This is a genomic window from Streptomyces similanensis (assembly GCF_039543625.1).
GTDB lineage: Bacteria > Actinomycetota > Actinomycetes > Streptomycetales > Streptomycetaceae > Streptomyces > Streptomyces similanensis.
Map to the genome: position 1 here is coordinate 84,028 of NZ_BAABKC010000147.1, position 22,315 is coordinate 106,342.

16 protein-coding genes are annotated in these 22,315 nt (G+C 72.9%); 7 read left to right on the top strand and 9 right to left on the bottom strand.

What is annotated here, in order from left to right:
- Positions 1 to 48: 48 nt before the first annotated feature.
- Entirely contained in the window at positions 49 to 2,130 is a 2,082-nt protein-coding gene (gene pta / locus ABEB07_RS38290; protein WP_345672660.1) for a phosphate acetyltransferase, read from the bottom strand.
- A 244-nt stretch (positions 2,131 to 2,374) separates the two neighbouring features.
- Between pta and ABEB07_RS38295 the strand changes: the two genes are divergently transcribed.
- On the top strand, positions 2,375 to 3,400 hold the full coding sequence (locus ABEB07_RS38295; RefSeq protein ID WP_345672661.1) for an ATP-dependent 6-phosphofructokinase: 1,026 nt from the start codon (positions 2,375 to 2,377) through the stop codon (positions 3,398 to 3,400).
- 39 nt (positions 3,401 to 3,439) lie between these two features.
- On the opposite strand, the gene ABEB07_RS38300 is transcribed toward ABEB07_RS38295, so the two are convergent.
- The 3 genes from ABEB07_RS38300 to ABEB07_RS38310 form a co-directional block, all read right to left on the bottom strand.
- Positions 3,440 to 4,162: a helix-turn-helix transcriptional regulator gene (locus tag ABEB07_RS38300; protein WP_345672662.1), complete on the bottom strand. Its 723-nt coding sequence runs from the start codon at positions 4,160 to 4,162 to the stop codon at positions 3,440 to 3,442.
- Positions 4,163 to 4,297: 135 nt separating this feature from the next.
- The gene (locus ABEB07_RS38305; protein WP_176150541.1) at positions 4,298 to 4,999 is read right to left on the bottom strand and encodes a response regulator; all 702 of its coding nucleotides are present in this window, start codon (positions 4,997 to 4,999) and stop codon (positions 4,298 to 4,300) included.
- A complete protein-coding gene (locus ABEB07_RS38310; protein ID WP_345672663.1) occupies positions 4,996 to 6,642 on the bottom strand; it encodes a sensor histidine kinase in 1,647 nt (548 codons plus the stop codon). Before ABEB07_RS38310 ends, ABEB07_RS38305 begins: the two co-directional genes overlap by 4 nt.
- Before the next feature lie 121 nt (positions 6,643 to 6,763).
- Here ABEB07_RS38310 and ABEB07_RS38315 point away from each other — a divergent pair, with 121 nt between their 5' ends.
- Positions 6,764 to 8,185, top strand: a complete 1,422-nt coding sequence (locus ABEB07_RS38315; RefSeq protein ID WP_425589150.1) for a cation:dicarboxylate symporter family transporter — start codon at positions 6,764 to 6,766, stop codon at positions 8,183 to 8,185.
- Between the two features lie 161 nt (positions 8,186 to 8,346).
- Here ABEB07_RS38315 and ABEB07_RS38320 read toward each other — a convergent pair whose 3' ends face one another.
- Positions 8,347 to 8,964, bottom strand: a complete 618-nt coding sequence (locus tag ABEB07_RS38320) for a TetR/AcrR family transcriptional regulator (RefSeq protein ID WP_176150544.1) — start codon at positions 8,962 to 8,964, stop codon at positions 8,347 to 8,349.
- Between the two features lie 117 nt (positions 8,965 to 9,081).
- Between ABEB07_RS38320 and ABEB07_RS38325 the strand changes: the two genes are divergently transcribed.
- The 5 genes from ABEB07_RS38325 (at position 9,082) to ABEB07_RS38345 (ending at position 14,919) form a co-directional block, all read left to right on the top strand.
- Positions 9,082 to 10,758, top strand: a complete 1,677-nt coding sequence (locus ABEB07_RS38325) for an MFS transporter (RefSeq protein WP_345672665.1) — start codon at positions 9,082 to 9,084, stop codon at positions 10,756 to 10,758.
- 112 nt (positions 10,759 to 10,870) lie between these two features.
- On the top strand, positions 10,871 to 11,635 hold the full coding sequence (locus ABEB07_RS38330; RefSeq protein WP_176150546.1) for a DUF2127 domain-containing protein: 765 nt from the start codon (positions 10,871 to 10,873) through the stop codon (positions 11,633 to 11,635).
- Positions 11,636 to 11,696: 61 nt separating this feature from the next.
- The gene (locus tag ABEB07_RS38335; RefSeq protein ID WP_164584491.1) at positions 11,697 to 12,125 is read left to right on the top strand and encodes a MerR family transcriptional regulator; all 429 of its coding nucleotides are present in this window, start codon (positions 11,697 to 11,699) and stop codon (positions 12,123 to 12,125) included.
- Positions 12,122 to 12,502, top strand: coding sequence for a thioredoxin family protein (locus tag ABEB07_RS38340; RefSeq protein WP_345672667.1), 381 nt, complete (start codon positions 12,122 to 12,124; stop codon positions 12,500 to 12,502). Before ABEB07_RS38335 ends, ABEB07_RS38340 begins: the two co-directional genes overlap by 4 nt.
- A gap of 152 nt (positions 12,503 to 12,654) precedes the next feature.
- Positions 12,655 to 14,919: a HelD family protein gene (locus ABEB07_RS38345; protein ID WP_345672670.1), complete on the top strand. Its 2,265-nt coding sequence runs from the start codon at positions 12,655 to 12,657 to the stop codon at positions 14,917 to 14,919.
- Positions 14,920 to 15,001: 82 nt separating this feature from the next.
- Here the strand turns inward: ABEB07_RS38345 and glgB are convergent, their stop codons facing one another.
- The 4 genes from glgB to ABEB07_RS38365 all read right to left on the bottom strand — a co-directional run.
- The gene (glgB, locus tag ABEB07_RS38350; protein ID WP_345672671.1) at positions 15,002 to 17,998 is read right to left on the bottom strand and encodes a 1,4-alpha-glucan branching enzyme; all 2,997 of its coding nucleotides are present in this window, start codon (positions 17,996 to 17,998) and stop codon (positions 15,002 to 15,004) included.
- 54 nt (positions 17,999 to 18,052) lie between these two features.
- On the bottom strand, positions 18,053 to 19,495 hold the full coding sequence (locus tag ABEB07_RS38355; RefSeq protein WP_176150548.1) for a maltokinase N-terminal cap-like domain-containing protein: 1,443 nt from the start codon (positions 19,493 to 19,495) through the stop codon (positions 18,053 to 18,055).
- A gap of 189 nt (positions 19,496 to 19,684) precedes the next feature.
- Positions 19,685 to 21,388 carry a maltose alpha-D-glucosyltransferase gene (gene treS / locus ABEB07_RS38360; RefSeq protein WP_176150549.1) on the bottom strand — a complete coding sequence of 568 codons (1,704 nt, stop codon included), beginning with the start codon at positions 21,386 to 21,388 and terminating at the stop codon, positions 19,685 to 19,687.
- Positions 21,385 to 22,315 (bottom strand): alpha-glucosidase C-terminal domain-containing protein (locus ABEB07_RS38365; RefSeq protein ID WP_345672672.1); only part of this gene is annotated, 931 nt, incomplete at its 5' end. The genes ABEB07_RS38365 and treS, both read right to left, overlap by 4 nt.

A 22,315-nucleotide genomic window follows, 5' to 3' on the forward strand; every position in this document is an offset into this window, starting at 1 on the left:
AGGTGGATTCGGGTTGACCCGTGTGGACTCGGACGGGTTCAGGCGGGGTCAGTCGGCGGTCGGTCGGGCCTGGGCCTGGATCGCGGTGATGGCGACGGTGTTGACGATGTCCTGCACGAGAGCGCCGCGGGAGAGGTCGTTGACCGGCTTGCGCAGGCCCTGGAGGACCGGGCCGACCGCGATCGCGCCGGCCGAGCGCTGCACGGCCTTGTAGGTGTTGTTGCCGGTGTTCAGGTCGGGGAAGACCAGCACGCTGGCCTGTCCGGCGACCTCCGAGCCGGGCAGCTTGGTGGCGGCCACCGACGGCTCCACGGCAGCGTCGTACTGGATCGGCCCCTCGATCATCAGGTCCGGGCGGCGCAGCCGCACCAGTTCGGTGGCCTCGCGCACCTTGTCCACGTCGGCGCCGGTGCCGGAGGTGCCGGTGGAGTACGACAGCATCGCGATCCGCGGTTGGACGCCGAACTGGGCGGCGGTGGCCGCCGACTGGACGGCGATGTCGGCCAGCTGCTCGGCGTCCGGGTCCGGGTTGACCGCGCAGTCGCCGTAGACGAGGACCTTGTCGGCCAGGCACATGAAGAACACCGAGGAGACGATCGAGGAGTCCGGCTCGGTCTTGATGATCTCGAAGGCGGGCCGGATGGTGGCGGCCGTGGAGTGCACGGAGCCGGACACCATGCCGTCGGCCAGGCCCTCCTGCACCATCAGCGTGCCGAAGTAGTTCACGTCCGAGACCACGTCGTAGGCCAGCTCGGTGGTGACGCCCTTGTGGGCGCGCAGCCGGGCGTACCGCTCGGCGAAGGAGTCGCGCAGCTCGGAGACGGCCGGGTCGATCAGCTGGGTGTCGCCGAGGTCGATGCCGAGGTCGGCGGCCTTCTTGCGGATCGCGTCCACCGGGCCGAGCAGGGTCAGGTCGCACACGCCCCGGCGCAGCAGCACCTCGGCGGCGTGCAGCACGCGCTCCTCGGCGCCCTCGGGCAGCACCACCCGGCGCCGGTCGGAGCGGGCCTGTTCGAGCAGCTTGTGCTCGAACATCATCGGGGTGACCCGGTCGCTGCTCGGCGCGGAGACCCGCTTGTTGAGGTCGGCGGTGTCCACGTACCGCTCGAACAGGCCGAGCGCGGTCTCCGCCTTGCGCGGGGTGGCCGCGTTCAGCTTGCCCTCCAGGGCGAACAGCCGTTCGGCGGTGGGGAAGCTGTTGCCGGTGACCGAGACGACCGGGGTGCCCGGGGCGAGCCGGTCGGCCAGGGTGAGGATCTCCGCGCCGGGCTCCTCGTTCAGGGTGAGCAGCACACCGGCGATCGGCGGGGTGCCGGCGCTGTGCGCGGCCAGCGAGCCGACGACCAGGTCGGCGCGGTCGCCGGGGGTGACGACCAGGCAGCCCGGGGTGAGCGCCTTGAGCAGGTTGGGCAGCATGGCGCCGCCGAAGACGAAGTCCAGCGCGTCGCGGGCCAGGCCCGAGTCGTCGCCGAGCAGCACCTTGCCGCCGAGGACCTGGGTGATCTGCGCGACGGTCGGGGCGGACAGGGCGGGCGCGTCGGGCACCACGTAGCAGGGCACCGGCAGCCGGCCGGCCAGCCGCCGGGCGATCTCGTCGCGGTCCTCGGGGGCCACCCGGTTGGTGACCATGGCCAGCACGTCGCAGCCCAGGCCGTCGTAGGCGCGGTAGGCGTTGCGGGTCTCGGCGAGCACGGACTCCGCGCTCTGCTTGCGGCCGCCGACGACCGGGAGCACCGAGGCGCCGAACTCGTTGGCGAGCCGGGCGTTGAGCGACAGCTCGTCGGGGAGCTGGGTGTCGGCGTAGTCGGTGCCGAGGACGAGGACCACGTCGTAGTCGCGGGCCACCAGGTGGAAGCGGTCGACCAGGGTGGACACCAGTTCGTCGGTGCCCCGTTCGGCCTGGAGCGCGGACGCCTCCTGGTAGTCCATGCCGTAGACCGTGGCCGGGTCCTGGGAGAGCCGGTAGCGGGCGCGCAGCAGCTCGAAGAGGCGGTCCGGGCCGTCGTGGACGAGCGGGCGGAAGACGCCCACCCGGTCCACCTGCCGGGTCAGCAGCTCCATGACTCCCAGCTCGACGACCTGGCGGCCGTCGCCGCGGTCGATGCCGGTCACGTACACGCTGCGGGTCACGCGGCTCTCCGTTTCCTCAGGGTCCTCAGGTTCTCCGGGGCCTCGGGCGCCTCCGGGCCTTTCGGGGCTTCGGGATTCCCGGGTTCTGCCGCTCGGCGTGCGGGAAATCCCGCCGGGCGCGCGGGGCCCTCTTGACAGTACCCCCGGCGCTGGATAAGGCGCCCGTCAAGACGTAGCCGCCCCGGGGACGTGAAACAATCGGAAAGGATCACCGGTATCAACAGTGAGCAGGAGACACAGCGCGATGCGTATCGGAGTTCTCACGGCGGGCGGCGACTGTCCGGGACTGAACGCGGTGATCCGGTCGGTCGTGCACCGAGCGGTCACCACCTACGGCGACGAGGTCATCGGCTTCGAGGACGGCTACGCCGGCCTGCTCGACGGCCGCTACCGCGCGCTCGACCTGAACGCGGTCAGCGGCATCCTCGCCCGCGGCGGCACCATCCTCGGCTCCTCGCGGCTGGAGCGCGACCGGCTGCGCGAGGCCTGCGAGAACGCCTCCGACATGATCCACCGGTTCGGCATCGACGCGCTCATCCCGATCGGCGGCGAGGGCACGCTGACCGCGGCCCGCATGCTCTCCGACGCCGGGCTCCCGGTGGTCGGCGTGCCCAAGACGATCGACAACGACATCTCCTCCACCGACCGCACCTTCGGCTTCGACACCGCCGTCGGCGTGGCCACCGAGGCGATGGACCGGCTGAAGACCACCGCCGAGTCCCACCAGCGGGTGATGGTCGTGGAGGTCATGGGCCGGCACGCGGGCTGGATCGCCCTGGAGTCCGGCATGGCGGCCGGCGCCCACGGCATCTGCCTGCCCGAGCGCCCCTTCGACCCCGCCGACCTGGTCAAGATGGTCGAGGAACGCTTCGACCGCGGCAAGAAGTTCGCCGTCATCTGCGTCGCCGAGGGCGCCCACCCCGCCGAGGGCAGCATGGACTACGGCAAGGGCGAGATCGACAAGTTCGGCCACGAGCGCTTCCAGGGCATCGGCACGGCGCTGGCGTACGAGCTGGAGAGCCGGCTCGGCAAGGAGGCCAAGCCGGTCATCCTCGGCCACGTCCAGCGCGGCGGCGTGCCCACCGCCTACGACCGGGTCCTGGCCACCCGCTTCGGCTGGCACGCGGTGGAGGCCGCGCACCGCGGCGAGTTCGGCCACATGACCGCGCTGCGCGGCACCGACGTGGTCATGGTGCCGCTGGCGGAGGCGGTGACCGAACTGAAGACGGTCCCCAAGGACCGGATGGACGAGGCGGAGTCGGTCTTCTAGGCCGCGTCCGCGCGGTGCGGACCGGCCGGACCGGCGGTCCTACGGCCGCGCCGTCTCCCAGAAGCGCTCCACGATCCGGTCCAGGAAGTCGCGGCCGGCGTCGCCCGACTGGCGGGCGGCGCTGTTGCCGCCCCAGCTCAGCGAGGCGACCACCTGCCCCTGGTAGTCCTGGTGCAGCTGCTGGAGCGCCCGCTCCAGCTGCTGCCGCTCCATCGGCACCAGCTTGCCGACCGGACGGACGTACGCCTGCCAGCGGGTGCCGACCGCGCTGCGCAGCAGGCCGGCGAGTTCGGCCTCGCGGTCGGTGACGGCGACGAAGTCGGGCAGGGCCAGGTCCAGCACCCGGGCGAGCGCGGCGGTCTGCCGCTCGGTGCCGCGCCAGCCGCCGCCGTCCTCCATCCGCTGGTAGCGGGCCAGGTCGAGTCCCAGGGCGCGGGCCACCTCCTCGGCCGGCAGCCCGCGCGCCACGCGGTGCTCGCGCAAGGTGCGCGGCCGGCCGATCAGCTCACCCGGCGAGCACCACAGCACTCCTGCCAGCGCGGTGAGTTCGGGGCTGGACGGGGAGGCGATCCCGCGTTCCCAGGCGGTGACGAGGTCGGGGGTCGCGTACGGCAGGCCGTAGGAGACGCGCAGGGTGTGGGCCACGTGCTCGGGGCCCATGCCGAGGGCGGCACGCATCCGGCGGGCGGCGGGGGCGTTGAACGGAGGCGTGGAAGCGTCCGACGGGCCGGGCTGGTTCGAGGGGACTGAGGGTCGGTGCACGGGCACAAGCTAGGGGTCCGGCGCGCCGTTGACCACGGTCCGTTCCGCCAGGATCACGGATTGTGGGAAAGTACGGCCGGGCGGGTCCGGCGGTACCGGCACGGGGGGAGGCGGGCCGGGCCTTTCCGGTGCGCGCTAGCGGGGACCGCCGCTCCCGCGCACCCAGCGGTAGACCAGCTCCGGCCGTCCCACCTGCCCGTACAGCGGCCGGCGGGCGGCCCGGCCCGCCTCCACCAGGTGCTCCAGATAGCGGCGGGCCGTGATCCGGGAGATGCCCGCCGTCTCGGCCAGGGCGGCCGCCGTCAGCCCCTCGGCCGCCTCCCTGAGCGCGCCCGTCACCCGTTCCAGGGTGGGCGCGCTCAGGCCCTTGGGGAGCGCGGCCGGGCCGGGGGCGCGCAGCGTCGCCAGCGCCCGGTCGACCTCGTCCTGCCCGCTGGCCTCGCCGGCCGCCGCGCGGAACTCGGCGTAGCGCACGAGACGGTCCCGCAGCGTCGCGAACGTGAACGGTTTCAGCACGTACTGGACCACGCCGAGCGAGACTCCTTCGCGCACCACCGCCAGGTCGCGGGCCGAGGTCACCGCTATCACGTCCGCGTGATGGCCGGCCGCCCGCAGCGAGCGGGCCAGCTTCAGGCCGTGCACGTCCGGCAGGTGCAGGTCCAGCAGGAGCAGGTCCACCGGAGCGCGCTCCAGCTCGCGCCGGGCCTGCGCGCCCGTGTGCGCCTTCCCGACCGCGACGAAGCCGGGCACCCGGTCCACGTACAGCGCGTGCGCGTCCGCCGCGACGGGGTCGTCCTCCACGACGAGCACCCTGATCGGGGTTCTGTCGTCGGTCATGCCTCGCCTCCCGGGGCGGTCGTCGTGGCGGCGGGGGTCGCTCCCAGGGGCAGACGGGCCTCGAACACCGCGCCGCCGTCCGCGGCCGCCGTCACCGTCAGCTTCCCCGCGTGCCGGTGCACCGCCTGCCGGGCCAGGGCCAGCCCCAGACCGCGCCCGCCGGAACCGGTCGCCTTGGTCGAGAAACCGCGCTGGAACACCAGGTCGGTGTGGGCCGGGTCGACGCCGGGCCCGGTATCCGCCACCCGCAGCACCAGCTCGCTCTCCCGCGTCCCCGCGGTCACGGTCACCGTCACCCGGGGCCGCGGTGCGCCCTGGGCCGCGTCCACCGCGTTGTCGACGAGGTTGCCGAGGATGGTCACCAGGTCCCGGGCGGGCAGGGCGTCCGGCAGCAGCCCGTCGTCCAGGCCGCTGTCCCCGGACACCACCAGCTCCACGCCCCGCTCGTTGGCCTGCGCCGTCTTGCCGAGCAGCAGCGCGGCCAGCACCGGTTCGCTCACCGCCGAGACCACCTGGTCGGTGAGCGCCTGGGCCAGCTCCAGTTCCGCCGTCGCGAAGCCGACCGCCTCCTCGGCGCGGCCCAGCTCGATCAGCGACACCACGGTGTGCAGGCGGTTGGCCGCCTCGTGCGCCTGGGAGCGCAGCGCCTGGGTGAACCCGCGCTCGGAGTCCAGCTCGCCCATCAGCGACTGGAGCTCCGTCACGTCGCGCAGGGTGACCACGGTGCCCCGGCGCTGCCCGCCGGAAACCGGGGAGGTGTTCACCACCAGCACCCGCGACGCGGTCAGGTGGACCTCGTCGAGCCGGGGCTCGGAGGACAGCAGCGCGCCGGTGAGCGGGGCGGGCAGCCCCAGGTCCGCCACCGACCTGCCCACCACCTCCGCCGCGCCGCCCACGCCCAGCAGCTCGCGGCCGCCGTCGTTGATCAGCGCCACCCGGTAGCCGGCGTCCAGCATCAGCAAGCCCTCGCGCACCGCGTGCAGCGCGGCCTCGTGGTAGTCGTGCATCCGGCTGAGCTGCTCGGCGTTCATCCCGTGGGTGTGCCGGCGCAGCCGGGCGTTGAGGACGTACGTGGCGAGCGCGCCCACCGCAAGGATGCCGGCCGCGACCCCGAACAGCGCCGTGACCTGCTCGCGGACCCGCTCGCTGATCGCCTCCACCCGGATGCCCGCGCTGACCAGGCCGACCACCCGGCCGCCGTCGAAGACGGGGGTGACCGCGCGGACGGACGGGCCGAGGGTGCCGGTGTAGGTCTCGGTGAAGGTCGCGCCGCGCCGGGCGGGGGCGATGGTGCCGAGGAAGGGCCGGCCGATCTGCGCCGGGTCGGGGTGGGTCCAGCGGATGCCCTCGGGGTTCATGATCGTGACGAAGTCGACCCCGGTGTCCCGCTGCACCCGCAGCGCGTACGGCTGGAGGTCGGCGGTGGGGCGGGCGGTGCGGATCGCGTCCCGCACGGAGGGCGAGTCGGCGGTCGAGCGGGCCACCGCCGTGGCCTGCCGGCGCGCCGCGTCCTCCGCCTGGCCGCGGTCGCTGACGTAGGTGAACAGCGCGTATCCGGCCACCACGAGCGCCAGCAGCACGGCCTGCATGGCGAAGAGCTGGCCCGCCAGGCTGCGCGGTCTCGGGAGGGCGGGGGTACGCATGCGGCCAGTCTGCCTCCCGGCCCTGGCGTGAACTAAATGAACGGAAGGGTGACCGCTCCCACGGGCCGGGAGATAGTCGCGGCATCCCCTGAACTCCCCGGACGTGAGCCGCACGCCGGTGATGCCGACGACGTCGTCAAGGAGGGCCGCCGTGACCAGCGCAGCCGATACGCCGCCTGCCGCGCCCGCAGCCGGGCCCGGCCCCGCAGTCAAGCGGGACCGCACCCACTACCTGTACCTGGCGGTGATCGCCGCGGTGGTGCTCGGCGTCGTCGTCGGGTTCGCCGCGCCCGGCGTCGCCAAGGAGCTGAAGCCGCTCGGCACCGGCTTCGTGAACCTGATCAAGATGATGATCTCCCCGATCATCTTCTGTACGATCGTGCTCGGCGTGGGCTCGGTGCGCAAGGCCGCCAAGGTCGGCAAGGTGGGCGGCCTCGCCCTCGGCTACTTCGTCGTCATGTCGTTCGTGGCGCTCGCCATCGGCCTGGTGATCGGCAACCTGGTCCACCCGGGCAGCGGGATGCACCTGACCGAGGCCGTCAAGGGCGTCGGTCAGGCGCAGGCGGACGCCGCGAAGGAGGGCCCGGTCGACTTCGTGCTCGGGATCATCCCGACCACGCTGGTGTCGTCCTTCACCGAGGGCCAGGTGCTCCAGACCCTGCTGGTGGCGCTGCTCGTCGGGTTCGCGCTCCAGGCCATGGGCCGCAAGGGCGAGCCGGTGCTGCGCGGCGTCGAGCACATCCAGCGGCTGGTGTTCCGGGTGCTCGCCATGATCATGTGGGCGGCGCCGGTCGGCGCGTTCGGCGCGATGGCCGCCGTGGTCGGCGAGACGGGCGTGGACGCCCTGAAGGCACTCGCCACGATCATGTTCGGCTTCTACGCCACCTGTCTGCTGTTCGTGATCGTGGTGCTCGGCGCGATGACCCGGCTGGTGGCCGGCGTCAACATCCTCCGGCTGCTGAAGTACCTGGGCCGCGAGTTCCTGCTGATCCTGTCGACCTCGTCGTCCGAGTCCGCGCTGCCCCGACTGATCGCCAAGATGGAGCACCTGGGCGTGAGCCGCCCGGTCGTCGGCATCACCGTGCCGACCGGCTACTCCTTCAACCTCGACGGCACCATGATCTACCTGACCATGGCCTCGCTGTTCATCGCGGACGCCATGGACCAGCCGCTCTCCCTCGGCCAGCAGATCACCCTGCTGCTGTTCATGATGATCGCCTCCAAGGGCGCGGCCGGCGTCACCGGCGCGGGGCTCGCCACCCTCGCGGGCGCCCTCCAGTCGCACAAGCCCGCCCTGGTCGACGGCGTCGGCCTCATCGTCGGCATCGACCGCTTCATGAGCGAGGCCCGCGCGCTGACCAACTTCGCCGGCAACGCGGTCGCCACGCTGCTGATCGGCACCTGGACGGGCGAGGTCGACCAGGACCGGGTACGGCGGGTGCTCGCGGGCGAGCTGCCGTTCGACGAGCGGACCCTGCTGGACGACTCCGACGACGCGCCTGCGGCACAGGAGAACGAAGAGAAGCAGCTCGCCACGGCCTGACCCTTTCCCTTCCGGCGGCCTGCGACGAACGACGAACAAGGCCCGTCCGCCGGCTCCCGCGCCGTGCGGGAACCCTCTCGCTCCGGACGCCCGGCCTCGCCTGAACCCTGGCCGGGCGTCCGGCCTTTCGCCGTGCCCCTCGCCGGCCGTCCGCGGGCCGGTCAGTCCGTCAGCCGGGCGACCAGCGCGTCCGCCGGCGCCGCCGGCACCCCCGCCGCCGTCAGGACCGTCACGGCGGCCGAACGGCCGGCCTCGTGCGCCGGGAGCAGTCCGTCGTTCACGGCCTCCATCAGGGCGAACAGGATCTGCTCGTGGACGTGGGCCAGCGCGGCGGCGGGCAGCGGCGAGCTGAAGGCGCCCCGCTCGATGCCGTGCCGGAGGAGGTCCGCGCAGGCCGTGCGGACCGGCGCGAGCCGCTCCCGGATGCCCTCCATGGTGACCGTGCGCTGGGCGAGCGCCACCAGCAGCCGGTAGCGGTCGGCGATGGGCCAGATGGCCAGCACCGAGCGGGCCACCGCCTCCGCCGGGTCCGCGACGCCCGCGCGCCCCGCCGCGTGCGCCTCCGCCAGCGCCTGCACCGCGTCGTCCACCAGGGTGCTGATCAGCGCCTCGCGGCTGGGGAAGTGGCCGTACACGGTGCGCCGTACGACGCCCGCGGCGCGCGCGATCTGGTCCATGGAGGCGTCGGGGTCGCGCAGCAGCTCGGCGAGGGCGACGTCGAGGATGCGGCGGCGGTTCGCGTCGGCGCGAGTGCTGTTACCCGTGGTCATGGCTGACATTCTGCTACCTCCCTCGATTTGCACAGCCCTGTGCACCAACGTACATTGCACAGGGTTGTGTAAGTGCACACGCCTGTGCAATCTCTGTCGCGTACCCGAGGAAGGCGACCCCTGCCCATGCGACTCGTCGTGAACGAACCGGTCGAGCGGACGGACCGCCCCTACGCCCGGCGCTGGTGGGCGCTGCTCGTGCTCTGCCTGAGCCTGCTGATCATCGTGATGGCCAACACCGCCCTCACCGTCGCCGCGCCCGACATGACCCGCGACCTCGGCCTCTCCAGCGCCGACCTGCAATGGGTCATCGACGGCTACACCGTCCCGTACGCGGCGCTGATGCTGCTGCTCGGCGCGATCGGCGACAAGTACAGCCGCCGCGGCGCCCTCGTCCTCGGGCTGCTGGTGTTCGGCGGCGGCGCCGTCTTCGGCTACCTCGCCGGCAGCGCGGCCACCGTCATCGCGGCCCGCGCCGTGATGGGCCTCGGCGCCGCGCTGATCATGCCGGCCACGCTCTCCCTGCTCGCCGCGACCTTCCCGCGCGCCGAACGCGCCAAGGCGATCACCCTGTGGACCGCCACCGCCGGACTCGCCATCGCGGCCGGCCCGGTCGTCGCCGGCGCGCTGCTCAGGAACCACGGCTGGGCCTCCACATTCCTGATCAACGTGCCCGTCGCCGCCGTCGCCCTGGTCGCCGCCCTCGTCCTCGTCCCGCCGTCCAAGGCGGGCCACCACGACCGGATCGACTACGTCGGCGGCCTGCTGTCGGTGCTGTGGACCGGCGCCCTCGTCTACATGATCATCCAGGGCCCGCACTTCGGCTGGGACGTCAAGGCGATCACCGCCGCGGCCGTCGCGGGCGCCGGCCTGGTCGCCTTCGTGCTGTGGGAGCTGCGCCACCCGCGCCCCCTCCTCGACGTGCGCCGCTTCGCCCACCGCCGCTTCGCCGGCGCCAACCTCGCCGTCGCCCTGTTCTTCCTCGCCGTCTTCGGCGCCTTCTACTACCTCACCCAGCACCTCCAGTTCGTCCTGGGCTACGACGCGCTCGCCACCGGCGTGCGCATGCTGCCGCTGGCCGGCGCGGTCTTCGCCGGCTCCGCGCTCACCGGCTACCTCACCCCGCGCGTCGGCATGAAGTGGACGGTCGGCGCGGGCATGGTCGGCGGCACCGCCGCGCTCGCCCTGCTGACCCGGGTCGACGGCTCCTCGGCGTACGGCGACTTCGTGCTCCCGCTGGTCGTCCTGGGCCTGGCGATCGGCCTCGCCCTGTCGCCCTGCACCGACGCGATCATGGGCTCCTTCCCGGAGTCCGAGCTGGGCGTCGGCGGCGCCGTCAACGACACCTCGCTGGAGCTGGGCGGCTCGCTCGGCATCGCCATCCTCGGCTCCCTGCTGGCCACCTCCTACTCCGACCGCCTCTCCGACGCCACCGCCGGCAGCCGCCTGCCGGCGAACGCCCTGGCCACCGCGCAGGACTCGGTCGGCGCCGGATACGCCGTCGCCCAGGGCATCGGCGACAAGGCGCGCCAGCTCGCCGCCCAGGCCGCCCACGCGGGCGACCCCCAGCAGGCCGCCCAGCTCAAGGCGCAGGCCGGACAGCTCGCCGAGGGCGCCCGGCAGATGAAGGACGCCGTCGGCTCCGCCTTCGCGGACGCGGTCGCCCGCACCAGCCTGGTCGGCGCGATCGTCCTCGGCGTCGGCACCGTGGCCGTGGCCCTGCTGCTGCCGCGCGGCACCGCCCCGCAGCCGGAGCCGGCCGAGGAGGAGGCGCAGGAGCCGGCGGACAGCGCGGTGAACTGAACGCCCCCGTACGTCGTCTCTCACCGGGCGGCGCACCGACGCGCCGTGCCGTACCGTCCGGGTGCGGCACGGCGGTGCGCGCACCGGACACGGATGAGGGAGGCAACGGGGGATGGCGATCGACTGGGACCGGCGCACCTGCGCACGCAAGGGGCACGTGACCTACGCGCCGGACGACCCCCGGCTGCGGATCCGGCTGCACGCCGACACCGCGCTCGGCGAGGTCTGGCGCTGCCTGCGCTGCGGCGACTTCGTGCTCGGCGACCCGCACGGCTCGGGACCGGCCGCCGAAGCCCCGCTGGTGCCGCGCGGCAAGGTGCTGCGGGACCTGTTCATCCTGCGCTTCCTCGCCGTCGAACGGGCGGTGCGCGGCGTGTTCATCGTGCTGGTCGCGGTCGCGGTGTGGAAGTTCAGCAACAGCCAGGACGCGGTGCGCCGGCTGTTCGACGAGTACCTGGACGTCCTGCGCCCGGTCTTCCGGCACTTCCACTACGACCTCGACCACTCGCCGGTCGTCGGCACCGTCCAGAAGAGCTTCGGGTACCGGCACTCCACCCTGCTGCTGGTGGCCGGACTGCTGCTGGCCTACGCGCTGATCGAGATCGTCGAGGCGGTCGGCCTCTGGTACGCCGAGCGCTGGGCGGAGTACCTGACGGTGGTCGCCACGGCCGCCTTCCTGCCGCTGGAGATCTACGAACTCACCGAGCACATCAGCGCGCTGAAGATCACCACCCTGGTCCTCAACATCCTCGCCGTCCTCTACATCGCCCTCGCCAAACGCCTCTTCGGCCTGCGCGGCGGCCGCCGCGCCTTCGACGAGGAACGCCGCAGCGCCTCCCTGCTGGAGGTCGAGGAGTCGGCAGGCGTGCTGGTCTGACCGCGCGCGGCCGCGCCGGCTTGTTGCCTTGACGTCGGCGTCAACCCGTACGGTCGTCGGCATGCGAATCGGTGAGCTGGCCGCGCGGACCGGGACGACGACCCGGGCGCTGCGGTACTACGAGTCGCGGGGGCTGCTGCCCGCGCGGCGGGACGCGCACGGGCACCGCACGTACGACGAGGGGGACCTGAGGCTGCTGCGGCAGATCAGGACGCTCCAGGACTTCGGGTTCGACCTGGAGGAGACCCGGCCGTTCGTGGAGTGCCTGCGGGCCGGGCACCCGGAGGGCGACTCCTGCCCGGCGTCGCTCGTGGTGTACCGGCGCAAGCTGGACGAGCTGGACGCGCTGATCGCCGAGCTGGCGGCCGTACGGGCGAAGGTCGGCGAGCAGCTGGCGCGGGCCGAGTCGGCGCGGGACGGGCTGGCCGCCGAGGCGCTGGTTCCGGGGGGTCCGGAACCCGTGTGCGAACTGGGAGGAGGGCGACGATGAGCGACGCCCCCGGGGTGTCCGAGGTGACCGACGCGGACTTCGCGCGACAGGTGCTGGCGGCCGAGCTGCCGGTGCTGGTGGAGTTCACCGCCGACTGGTGTCCGCCGTGCCGGCAGATGGGGCCGGTGCTCGGCGCGCTGGCCGCGGAGGAGGCCGGCCGGCTGAAGGTGGTCCAGCTGAACGTGGACCGCAACCCGGACACCACGAACGCGTACAGGGTCCTGTCGATGCCGACGTTCCTGGTCTTCCGGGACGGCGAGCCCGTGCGGTCCATGGTGGGCGCCCGGGCCAAGCGGCGGCTGCTGGCGGAGCTGGCGGACGTACTGCCGGACGTGCTGCCCCGCGAGGCGGCGCCGCCCGGTGCCGTGACCTCCTGAGCCGGCCGCCGGAAACGCCGCCGGAAACGAGGAAATGCCCCGGACAATTGCGTCCGGGGCATTTCTCTGCGTATATTCGGTGGTTCGCGACTTTGTTGTGGACGGTCGCGAAAGAAGTTCAGTGAGCATAGTATATCCGGGCGGGAGCGGAATTGTCAAACACCGAATTGACCGACGGTGAATTGCGACGGGAACAGGAATTCGTCGACGGTCTGTACGCACGGGTGGACGCGCTGCGCGGCGACACCGAGTCCTCCGTCGCCGACGCGCTCGCGCAGGGCGACAAGCCCCTGCAGGCCAGGCTGGAGCGGGACATCCTCGTCGCCGAGCGCTCCGGGCTGCTCGCCGCGCTGAACGCCGTGGACGGCTCCCTGTGCTTCGGCCGGATCGACCTCGCCGACGGCACCAGCCACCACATCGGCCGCATCGGCCTGCGCGCCGACGACGCCGAGCACACGCCCGTCCTGATCGACTGGCGGGCCGACGTCGCCCGCCCCTTCTACCTGGCCACCGGCCACACCCCGATGGGCCTCACCCGCCGCCGGCACATCTCCTCCGAGGGCCGCCGGGTCACCGCCCTGCACGACGAGATCCTCGACCTCGGCGACGCCACCCGCACCGGCCACGAGGACCCGACCGGCGACGCGGTGCTGCTGGCCGCGCTCGACTCCGCGCGCACCGGCCGCATGGGCGACATCGTCCGCACCATCCAGGCCGACCAGGACCGCGTCATCCGCGCCCCGCACCGCGGCGTGCTGGTGGTGGAGGGCGGCCCCGGCACCGGCAAGACCGCCGTCGCCCTGCACCGCGCCGCCTACCTGCTCTACGAGCACCGCGAGCTGCTGGCCCGGCGGGCCGTCCTCATCGTCGGCCCCAACCCCGCCTTCCTCGGCTACATCGGCGAGGTGCTGCCCGCGCTCGGCGAGACCGGCGTCCTGCTGGCCACCGTGGGCGAGCTGTTCCCCGGGGTGAGGGCCACCGCCGCCGACACCCCCGAGGCCGCCGCCGTCAAGGGCCGCGCCGACATGGCCGACGTGCTCGCCGCCGTCGTACGGGACCGGCAGGCGCTGCCCGACCCGGTGATCGCCGTCGAGCACGACCGCGAGGTCCTGATGCTGGACGACGGCCTGGTGAACGTCGCCCGCGAACGCACCCGCGCCGCGAAGCTGCCGCACAACGCGGCCCGCGAGCACTTCGAGGGCCACATCCTGAACACGCTCACCGACATGGTCGCCGAACGCATCGGCACCGACCCCTACGACGGCTCCAACCTCCTCGACCCGAGCGACATCACCCAGATCCGCGACGAACTGGCCGAGAACCCCGAGGTGTGGTCGGCCATCGACCGGCTGTGGCCGCGGATCACCCCGAAGCGGCTGGTCGCGGACTTCCTCGCCGCGCCCGAGGGGTACCTGCCCGCCCCGGACGCCGCCGCGGTCCGCCGCCCGGTCACCCGCGCCTGGACCGTCGCCGACGTCCCCCTGCTGGACGAGGCCGCCGAACTGCTCGGCGAGGACGACCGGCTGCTGCGCGCCCGCGCCGAACGCGAGCGGGAGACGCAGATCGCCTACGCGCAGGGCGTCCTCGACGTGTCCTACGCCTCGCGGACCTACGAGTTCGACGACAAGGAGGACAGCGACCCGGACGCCTCCGAGGTGCTCTCCGCGCACGACATCATCGACGCGGAGCGGTTCGCCGAGCGGCACGAGGAGGACGACCACCGCAGCGCCGCCGAACGCGCGGCGGCCGACCGCACCTGGGCGTTCGGGCACATCATCGTGGACGAGGCGCAGGAGCTGTCGCCGATGGCGTGGCGGCTGCTGATGCGGCGCAGCCCGACCCGCTCGATGACGCTGGTCGGCGACCCGGCGCAGACCGCCGAGGCGGCCGGCGTCGGCGCCTGGGCGGACATCCTCGACCCGTACGTCGGCGACCGCTGGGAGCACACCCGCCTCGGCGTCAACTACCGCACCCCGGCCGAGATCATGGACCTCGCGGCGGCCGTGGTCCGCGCCGAGCACCCGTCCTTCCGGCCGCCCAGCTCGGTCCGCTCCACGGGGGTGCGGCCCTGGGCGCGCGCCACCGACGACCTGCCCGGCGCGGTGGAGAAGGCCGTCGCCGAACTCACCCCGGCCGAGGGCCGGCTCGCGGTGATCGCCCCGCGCGACCTGCACCGGCGGCTGGCCGCGCGGCTGGACGACGTGACGGCCGGCGCCGAGCCCGACCTGACCCGGCGGGTGGTCCTGCTCGACCCCCGCCAGGCCAAGGGCCTGGAGTTCGACTCCGTCCTGGTGGTAGAGCCCGCCCGCTACGGCACGAGCGACCTGTACGTGGCCCTGACCCGGGCGACCCAGCGACTGGGCGTGGTGCACGTGGAGGCGCTGCCCCCGGCCCTCGCCGAGGCGCTCGCCCGGTAGGCGCGGACGTTCCGGGGGCCGCCGCTCCCGGGCCCCCGCCACCGCCCCGGACCGCCTCCCGCGCGGGCGGCCGGCCGCGCCCTCACGCCGGCCGGAGCCACACCGTGCCCAGTGGGGGCAGGGTCAGGTGGACGCTGGCGGGGCGGCCGTGCCAGGGCTGGGGGTCCGGCTTGACCGGGTCCGGGCGGACCACGTCGCTCCCGCCGTAGCGGGCCGCGTCGGTGTTCAGGACCTCCCGCCAGGCGGGCACGTCGTCGGGGACGCCGAGGCGGTAGTCCGGCCGTACCACCGGGGCCAGGTTCGACACCACCAGCAGCGGGGAGCCGTCCGCGTCGTAGCGCAGGAAGGCGAACACGTTGTCGTCGGCCGCGTCGCCGACGACCCACTGGAAGCCGTCCGGGTGCACGTCCCGCGACCACAGGGCCGGGGTGTCGCGGTAGACGGAGTTGAGGTCGCGGACCAGGTCGAGCACGCCCCGGTGGTCGGCGGCCGCGCCGTAAGCCGGGTCCAGCAGCCACCAGTCCGGGCCGCGCTCCTCGGACCACTCGGCGCCCTGCGCGAACTCCTGCCCCATGAACAGCAGTTGCTTGCCGGGATGAGACCACATCCAGGCGAGGTAGGCGCGCAGGTTGGCGCGCTGCTGCCACCAGTCGCCCGGCATCTTCGACACCAGCGAGCCCTTGCCGTGCACCACCTCGTCGTGCGAGATCGGCAGCACGTAGTTCTCGCTGTACGCGTACACCATCGAGAACGTCATCTCGCCGTGGTGGAACCTGCGGTGGACCGGCTCGTGGCTCATGTACTCCAGCGAGTCGTGCATCCAGCCCATGTTCCACTTCAGCGCGAAGCCGAGCCCGCCGAAGCCGCTCGGGCCGCGGTGATGGGTGGCGCGGGTGACCCCGTCCCAGGCCGTCGACTCCTCCGCGACGGTCACCACGCCCGGCACCCTGCGGTACACGGTGGCGTTCATCTCCTGGAGGAACGCCACCGCGTCCAGGTTCTCCCGGCCGCCGTGCTCGTTGGGCCGCCACTGGCCCGGCTCGCGCGAGTAGTCCAGGTAGAGCATCGAGGCGACCGCGTCCACGCGCAGACCGTCGATGTGGAACTCCTCGCACCAGTACACGGCGTTGGCGACCAGGAAGTTGCGCACCTCGCGGCGACCGAAGTCGAACTCCAGCGTGCCCCAGTCGGGATGGGCCGCGCGCAGCGGGTCCGAGTGCTCGTACAGCGGCCGCCCGTCGAACTCGGCGAGCGCCCACGCGTCGCGCGGGAAGTGCGCCGGCACCCAGTCCATGATCACGCCGATGCCGGCCCGGTGCAGCGCGTCCACCAGGTACTTGAAGTCGTCCGGGCTGCCCAGGCGTGCGGTCGGCGCGTAGAAGCCGGTGACCTGGTAGCCCCACGAGCCGCCGAAGGGATGCTCGGCGACCGGCATCAGCTCCACGTGTGTGAAGCCCAGGTCCTTGACGTACGCGGGCAGTTGGGCGGCCAGTTCGCGGTAGGTCAGACCGGGCCGCCAGGACGGCAGGTGCACTTCGTACACCGACAACGGCGCCTCGTGCGCGGGCCGTTCGCCGCGGCGGGCGAGCCACTCCTCGTCCTGCCACTCGTGGCGGGAGGCGGTGATGACCGACGAGGTGGCCGGCGGCACCTCGGTACGGCGGGCCATCGGGTCCGCGCGCAGCGTCATGGAGCCGTCCGGCCGGGTGATCTCGAACTTGTACAGCTCGCCCTCGCCGATCCCGGGCACGAACAGCTCCCACACGCCCGTCGCGCCCAGCGAGCGCATCGGGAACGCGGCGCCGTCCCAGAAGTTGAAGGTGCCGGCCACCCGCACGCCCCGCGCGTTGGGCGCCCACACCGCGAACCGGGTGCCCTCGACGCCCTGCTGGGTCGTCGGGTGCGCGCCGAGCGCCCGCCACAGCTCCTCGTGCCGTCCCTCGCCGATCAGGTGCAGGTCCAGCTCGCCCAGCGTCGGCAGGAAGCGGTACGCGTCCTCGGCGACCTGCACCGTCCCCGCGTACGCCACCTCCAGCCGGTACTCCGGTACCTCGCCGAGCGGCAGCAGCCCCGAGAAGAAGCCGTCGCCGTCGTGCCGCAGCTCGACCTGGAGATCCCCGGCGACGACGGCGACACCGAGCGCGTACGGCTTGAACGCCCGCACCGCCACGCCGCCGGGCACGGGGTGCGCGCCGAGCACGGCGTGCGGATCGTGGTGCGTGCCGGTGAGCAGCCGCTCCCGGTCCAGGGTGTCCACGGCGGGCGAGACGCCCAGGGAGACCTCGGGGGAGACGGGGGAGAGGGAGGGCGGGGTGTTCCTGGGCGCGACCGTCCCGTCCGCCGCGTGCCCGCCCGGCGTCCCGGCGGCGGAGGCGGCCCCGGCGGGCGCCTTCTTCGCGGCGGCTTTCTTCGCCGCGGTCTTCTTCGTCACGGCCTTCGTCGCGGCCTTCTTCGCGGCCGCCTTGTTCGTGACGGTCCTCTTCGCGGCGGCCGCGGCGTCCGGCGCGGCCTTCTCCGCCACTGCCTTTTCCGCCACGGCCTTCGCCGCGGGCGCCTTCCTGGCGGTGGTCTTCTTCGCGGCGGTCGTCTTCTTGGTGGCCGCCGTGTCCGGGAGGGCCTTCTGCGCGGTGGCCTTCTTGGTGACGGTCTTCGCCGCGACCGCCTTGTCAGCCGCCGTCCTGCGGGCGGGCGTCTTCTTGGCGGCGGCGGTCTTCTTGGCAGCCGTCGTGTCCGGGGTCGCCTTCTGCGCGGCGGCCTTCTTGGTGACGGTCTTGGCCGCGACCGTCTTCTCGGTGACCGTCTTGGCGGCGGGGGCCTTCTTCGCGGCGGTGGGGGCCTTCTTGGCAGCCGTCGTGTCCGGGGTCGCCCTCCGCGCCGCGGCCTTCGTGGTGACGGCCTTCTTCATGACGGCGGCCTTCTTCGTGACGGCCTTCTTCGCGGCGGCCTCGCGGGCGGGAGCCGTCCGCGTCGCCGGGGGCGTCTTCTTCGCGGCCTTCTTGGCGGCCGCCGGCGGTTCGGCACCGGCGGCCTGGGCCGTCCGCTGGGGATCCGGACCGCTGGACGGGGGACGGGCAGTCACGGGCGGAGCCTCCTCGGCGCAGGACAGAACAGATCGGATGCGGTGGTGCGTGGGTCAGCGGACGTCGGCCCCGGCGCCGGCCCCGGCGTCGGCCTCCGTGTCGGTGGCCAGCCGCCGTACGGCGGACAGCGGCACCGGAAGCCAGTCGGGGCGGTGCCGGGCCTCGTAGACGACCTCGTAGATCGCCTTGTCCGTCTCGTAGGCCCGCAGCAGCACCGGGTCGGTGCGCGGGTCGTGCCCGCCGGCCTCGGCGTACCCGGCGCAGAACGCGGCCCGGCAGGCCGCTGCCCAGGCCGGGGCGGGCGGGCCGCCGGCCGAGTGCGCCGCGTAGTCGAAGGAGCGCAGCATCCCGGCGACGTCCCGCGCCACCGGCTGCGCCATCCGCCGCTCGGCCAGCGGCTTCGCCGGCTCGCCCTCGAAGTCGATCAGCGACCACTGGCCGGACGCCGAGCGCAGGCACTGCCCGAGGTGGAGGTCGCCGTGCACGCGCTGGGCGGTCCAGGTGTGGCCCTCGGCGGCGAGATCGGCCAGCGCGTCGAAGGCGGACTGCAACCCGGGGGCGTACGGCCGCAGCGCGGGCACCGCCTGCGCGGCCGCCTGGAGCCGCTCGGTCATGCCGTCGACCAGCGACTGGACCTGGAGGTGGGCCAGGGTGACCGTGGGCAGCGCCCGGGCCAGCGCGGTGTGCACCTCGGCCGTCGCACGGCCCAGCGCCCGCGCCTCCGCGCTGAAGTCCTCGCCCTTGGCCAGCCCGCGCAGCGCCAGCTCCCAGCCGTCGGTGGCGCCCTGCACGAACGGCTGGAGCACGCCGAGCAGGTACGACTCGTCGGCCACCTCGGCACTCATCCAGGCGGTCGGCGGGGGCACCCGGGGGCAGCCCTCGCGGGCCAGCGCCAGCGGCAGTTCCAGGTCCGGGTTGACGCCCGGCAGGACGCGGCGCAGGAGCTTGAGGATGAACGCGTCCCCGTATATCACCGACGAGTTGGACTGCTCGGCGGTCACCAGCCGGGGCACCAGGTCGGAACGTATCTCCTCGCGCCGCTCGAAGCGCAGCCCGCCGACGCGGGCCTGGGCGCGCAGCGCCTCCAGGATCACTTCGGCGGGCCGGGGGTCGTACAGGGCCTCGTACACGGTGCGGCCGGCGAGCGGGCCCTCGTGGACGTGGCCGATCAGCGCGGGCGCCAGCCTCGGCGGCAGCGCCTCGCGCACGCCTATGAGCAGCTGGTAGCAGTCGCCGGGGTGCGGGACGCCGCCGCCCTGCACGGGCGGCAGCGGCTGGTGGGCGCGCACCAGCAGGTGGTACAGGCCCAGCTTCGCGTCCAAGGGCAGCAGCTCGGTGGCCGCGACCAGCGAGAACCCGGTGACCGGCCGCCCCTTGCCCGCGAACCAGCGCTGCCGGGGCAGCCACTCCCGCAGCAGCGGGTCGAGCGAGGCCAGGAGGCCGGGACCGCCGGTGGCGGCGGAGCGGGTGACGGCTTGCGGCGTCGCTTCCGACATGGCGTCGCGTCCAATCGCTGGTCGGGTGTGACTCACGCGTGCCCACAGGCGGGGCGGCGGAAACCGCCCCGCCCGGGGGCCGGGGCCCCGCGTCCGGATCACGTCGGGGATCGTCCGCCGCCTCCGGACGCGGGCCGGGCCCGCGTCCGGGCGGAGGCCGGCGGTCCCGGCCCCGCGCGGAGCGGCGGGCTAGACCGTGGCGTCCTTGCGGAGCCGGAACCAGTAGAAGCCGTGTCCGGCCATGGTCAGCAGATACGGCAGCTCCCCGATGGCCGGGAAGCGCACCCCGCCGAACAGCTCCGTCGGGTGCCTGCCGTGGAAGGCGCTCAGATCGAGTTCGGTGGGCTGGGCGAAGCGGGAGAAGTTGTGCACGCACAGCACGAGGTCGTCCTCGTACTCGCGCAGGAAGGCGATGACCGCCGGGTTGGAGGACTGCAGTTCGGTGTAGGAGCCGAGTCCGAAGGCGGGGTTCTGCTTGCGGATCTCGATCATGCGGCGGGTCCAGTGCAGCAGCGAGGAGGGCGACGACATGGACGCCTCGACGTTGGTGACCTGGTAGCCGTAGACGGGGTCCATGATCGTGGGCAGGAACAGCCGGCCGGGGTCGCTGGAGGAGAAGCCGGCGTTGCGGTCCGGGGTCCACTGCATGGGGGTGCGCACCGCGTCGCGGTCGCCGAGCCAGATGTTGTCGCCCATGCCGATCTCGTCGCCGTAGTACAGGATCGGCGAGCCGGGCAGCGACAGGAGCAGGGCGGTGAACAGCTCGATCTGGTTGCGGTCGTTGTCCAGCAGCGGCGCCAGGCGGCGGCGGATGCCGATGTTGGCGCGCATCCGCGGGTCCTTCGCGTACTCCGCCCACATGTAGTCGCGCTCTTCGTCGGTGACCATTTCCAGGGTCAGCTCGTCGTGGTTGCGCAGGAAGATGCCCCACTGGCAACTGGAGGGGATCGGCGGGGTCTTGGCGAGGATCTCGGAGACCGGGTAGCGCGATTCTCGGCGCACCGCCATGAAGATGCGCGGCATCACCGGGAAGTGGAACGCCATGTGGCACTCGTCGCCGCCGCCGGCGAAGTCGCCGAAGTAGTCGACGACGTCTTCCGGCCACTGGTTGGCCTCCGCCAGCAGCACCGTGTCCGGGTACTGCGCGTCGATCTCCTTGCGCACCCGCTTCAGGAAGTCGTGCGTGGCGGGCAGGTTCTCGCAGTTGGTGCCCTCCTCCTGGTACAGGTACGGCACCGCGTCCAGCCGGAACCCGTCGATGCCGAGGTCCAGCCAGAACTTCAGCGCGGAGATCATCTCCTCCTGCACGGCCGGGTTCTCGTAGTTGAGGTCCGGCTGGTGGGAGAAGAAGCGGTGCCAGTAGTACTGCTTGCGCACCGGGTCGTAGGTCCAGTTGGACGCCTCGGTGTCGACGAAGATGATCCGGGCGTCCTGGTACTGCTTGTCGTCGTCGGCCCACACGTAGTAGTCGCCGTAGGGGCCGGTGGGGTCCTTGCGGGACTCCTGGAACCACGGGTGCTGGTCGCTGGTGTGGTTCATGACGAAGTCGATGATGACGCGCATGCCGCGCTGGTGGGCGGCGTCCACGAACTCCACGAAGTCGGCCAGGTCGCCGAACTCGGGGAGGACCGCGGTGTAGTCGGAGACGTCGTAACCGCCGTCCCTGAGGGGTGACTTGAAGAACGGCGGCAGCCACAGGCAGTCCACGCCCAGCCACTGCAGGTAGTCCAGCTTGGCGGTCAGGCCCTTGAGGTCGCCGACGCCGTCGCCGTTGCTGTCCTGGAAGGAGCGGACGAGGACCTCGTAGAAGACCGCGCGCTTGAACCACTCCGGGTCACGGTCCTTGGCGGGTGTGTCCTCGAAGGTGTCCGGAACGGGCTCATTGACGATCATATGGTGGGTGACCCTCCGATCTGCGGGTTGGACGGTCGCAGAACCGTGCCGTGCTCGTCCGGGGACCGGCCCCCGGGCTCGGGGCCGACGACGAGGACGTGTGCCCCGCCCGGTCCGAGACGCACATAGTTGGCCCTGCCCCAGTGATAGGTCTCGCCGGTGAGCTCGTCGCGGACCGGCACCGACTCGTGCCATTCCAGGCCGAGTTGCGGCATGTCCAACGAGACCGTGGCCTCCTGGGTGTGGTGCGGGTCGAGGTTGGCGACCACCAGAACCGTGTTCGATCCGCTCCGCTTCGAGTACGCGATCACGGCGTCGTTGTCGGCGTGGTGGAAGCGGAGGTTGCGCAGCCGGTGCAGGGCGGGGTTGCGGCGGCGGATGTCGTTGAGGCGGGTGACGAGGGGGGCGATGGAGCGGCCCTCGCGTTCGGCGGCGGCCCAGTCGCGGGGTTTGAGCTGGTACTTCTCGGAGTCGAGGTATTCCTCGCCGCCCTGCCTGAGGGGGGTGTTCTCGCAGAGTTCGTAGCCGCTGTAGATGCCCCAGGAGGGGGCGAGGGTGGCGGCGAGGACGGCGCGGACCTCGAAGGCGGGGCGGCCGCCGTGCTGGAGGTAGGCGTGCAGGATGTCGGGGGTGTTGGGGAAGAAGTTGGGCCGCATGTAGGAGGCGGCCTCCCCCGACAGTTCGGTGAGGTACTCCGTCAGTTCCTCTTTGGTGGTGCGCCAGGTGAAGTAGGTGTAGGACTGCTGGAAGCCGATCTGGGCCAGGGTGTGCATCATCGCGGGGCGGGTGAACGCCTCGGCCAGGAAGATCACGTCGGGGTCGGCGGCGTTGATCTCGCCGATGACGCGTTCCCAGAACACCACCGGTTTGGTGTGGGGGTTGTCGACGCGGAAGATCCGCACGCCGTGGTCCATCCAGTGCCGCAGC

Excerpts from the sequence above, each read along its gene's own strand:
- ABEB07_RS38295 (WP_345672661.1), top strand. The coding sequence starts at position 2,375 with ATGCGTATCGGAGTTCTCACGGCGGGCGGCGACTGTCCGGGACTGAAC.
- ABEB07_RS38305 (WP_176150541.1), bottom strand. The coding sequence starts at position 4,999 with ATGACCGACGACAGAACCCCGATCAGGGTGCTCGTCGTGGAGGACGAC.
- ABEB07_RS38310 (WP_345672663.1), bottom strand. The coding sequence starts at position 6,642 with ATGCGTACCCCCGCCCTCCCGAGACCGCGCAGCCTGGCGGGCCAGCTC.
- ABEB07_RS38315 (WP_425589150.1), top strand. The coding sequence starts at position 6,764 with ATGCCGACGACGTCGTCAAGGAGGGCCGCCGTGACCAGCGCAGCCGAT.
- ABEB07_RS38320 (WP_176150544.1), bottom strand. The coding sequence starts at position 8,964 with ATGTCAGCCATGACCACGGGTAACAGCACTCGCGCCGACGCGAACCGC.
- ABEB07_RS38325 (WP_345672665.1), top strand. The coding sequence starts at position 9,082 with ATGCGACTCGTCGTGAACGAACCGGTCGAGCGGACGGACCGCCCCTAC.
- ABEB07_RS38330 (WP_176150546.1), top strand. The coding sequence starts at position 10,871 with ATGGCGATCGACTGGGACCGGCGCACCTGCGCACGCAAGGGGCACGTG.
- ABEB07_RS38335 (WP_164584491.1), top strand. The coding sequence starts at position 11,697 with ATGCGAATCGGTGAGCTGGCCGCGCGGACCGGGACGACGACCCGGGCG.
- ABEB07_RS38340 (WP_345672667.1), top strand. The coding sequence starts at position 12,122 with ATGAGCGACGCCCCCGGGGTGTCCGAGGTGACCGACGCGGACTTCGCG.
- ABEB07_RS38355 (WP_176150548.1), bottom strand. The coding sequence starts at position 19,495 with ATGTCGGAAGCGACGCCGCAAGCCGTCACCCGCTCCGCCGCCACCGGC.
- treS (WP_176150549.1), bottom strand. The coding sequence starts at position 21,388 with ATGATCGTCAATGAGCCCGTTCCGGACACCTTCGAGGACACACCCGCC.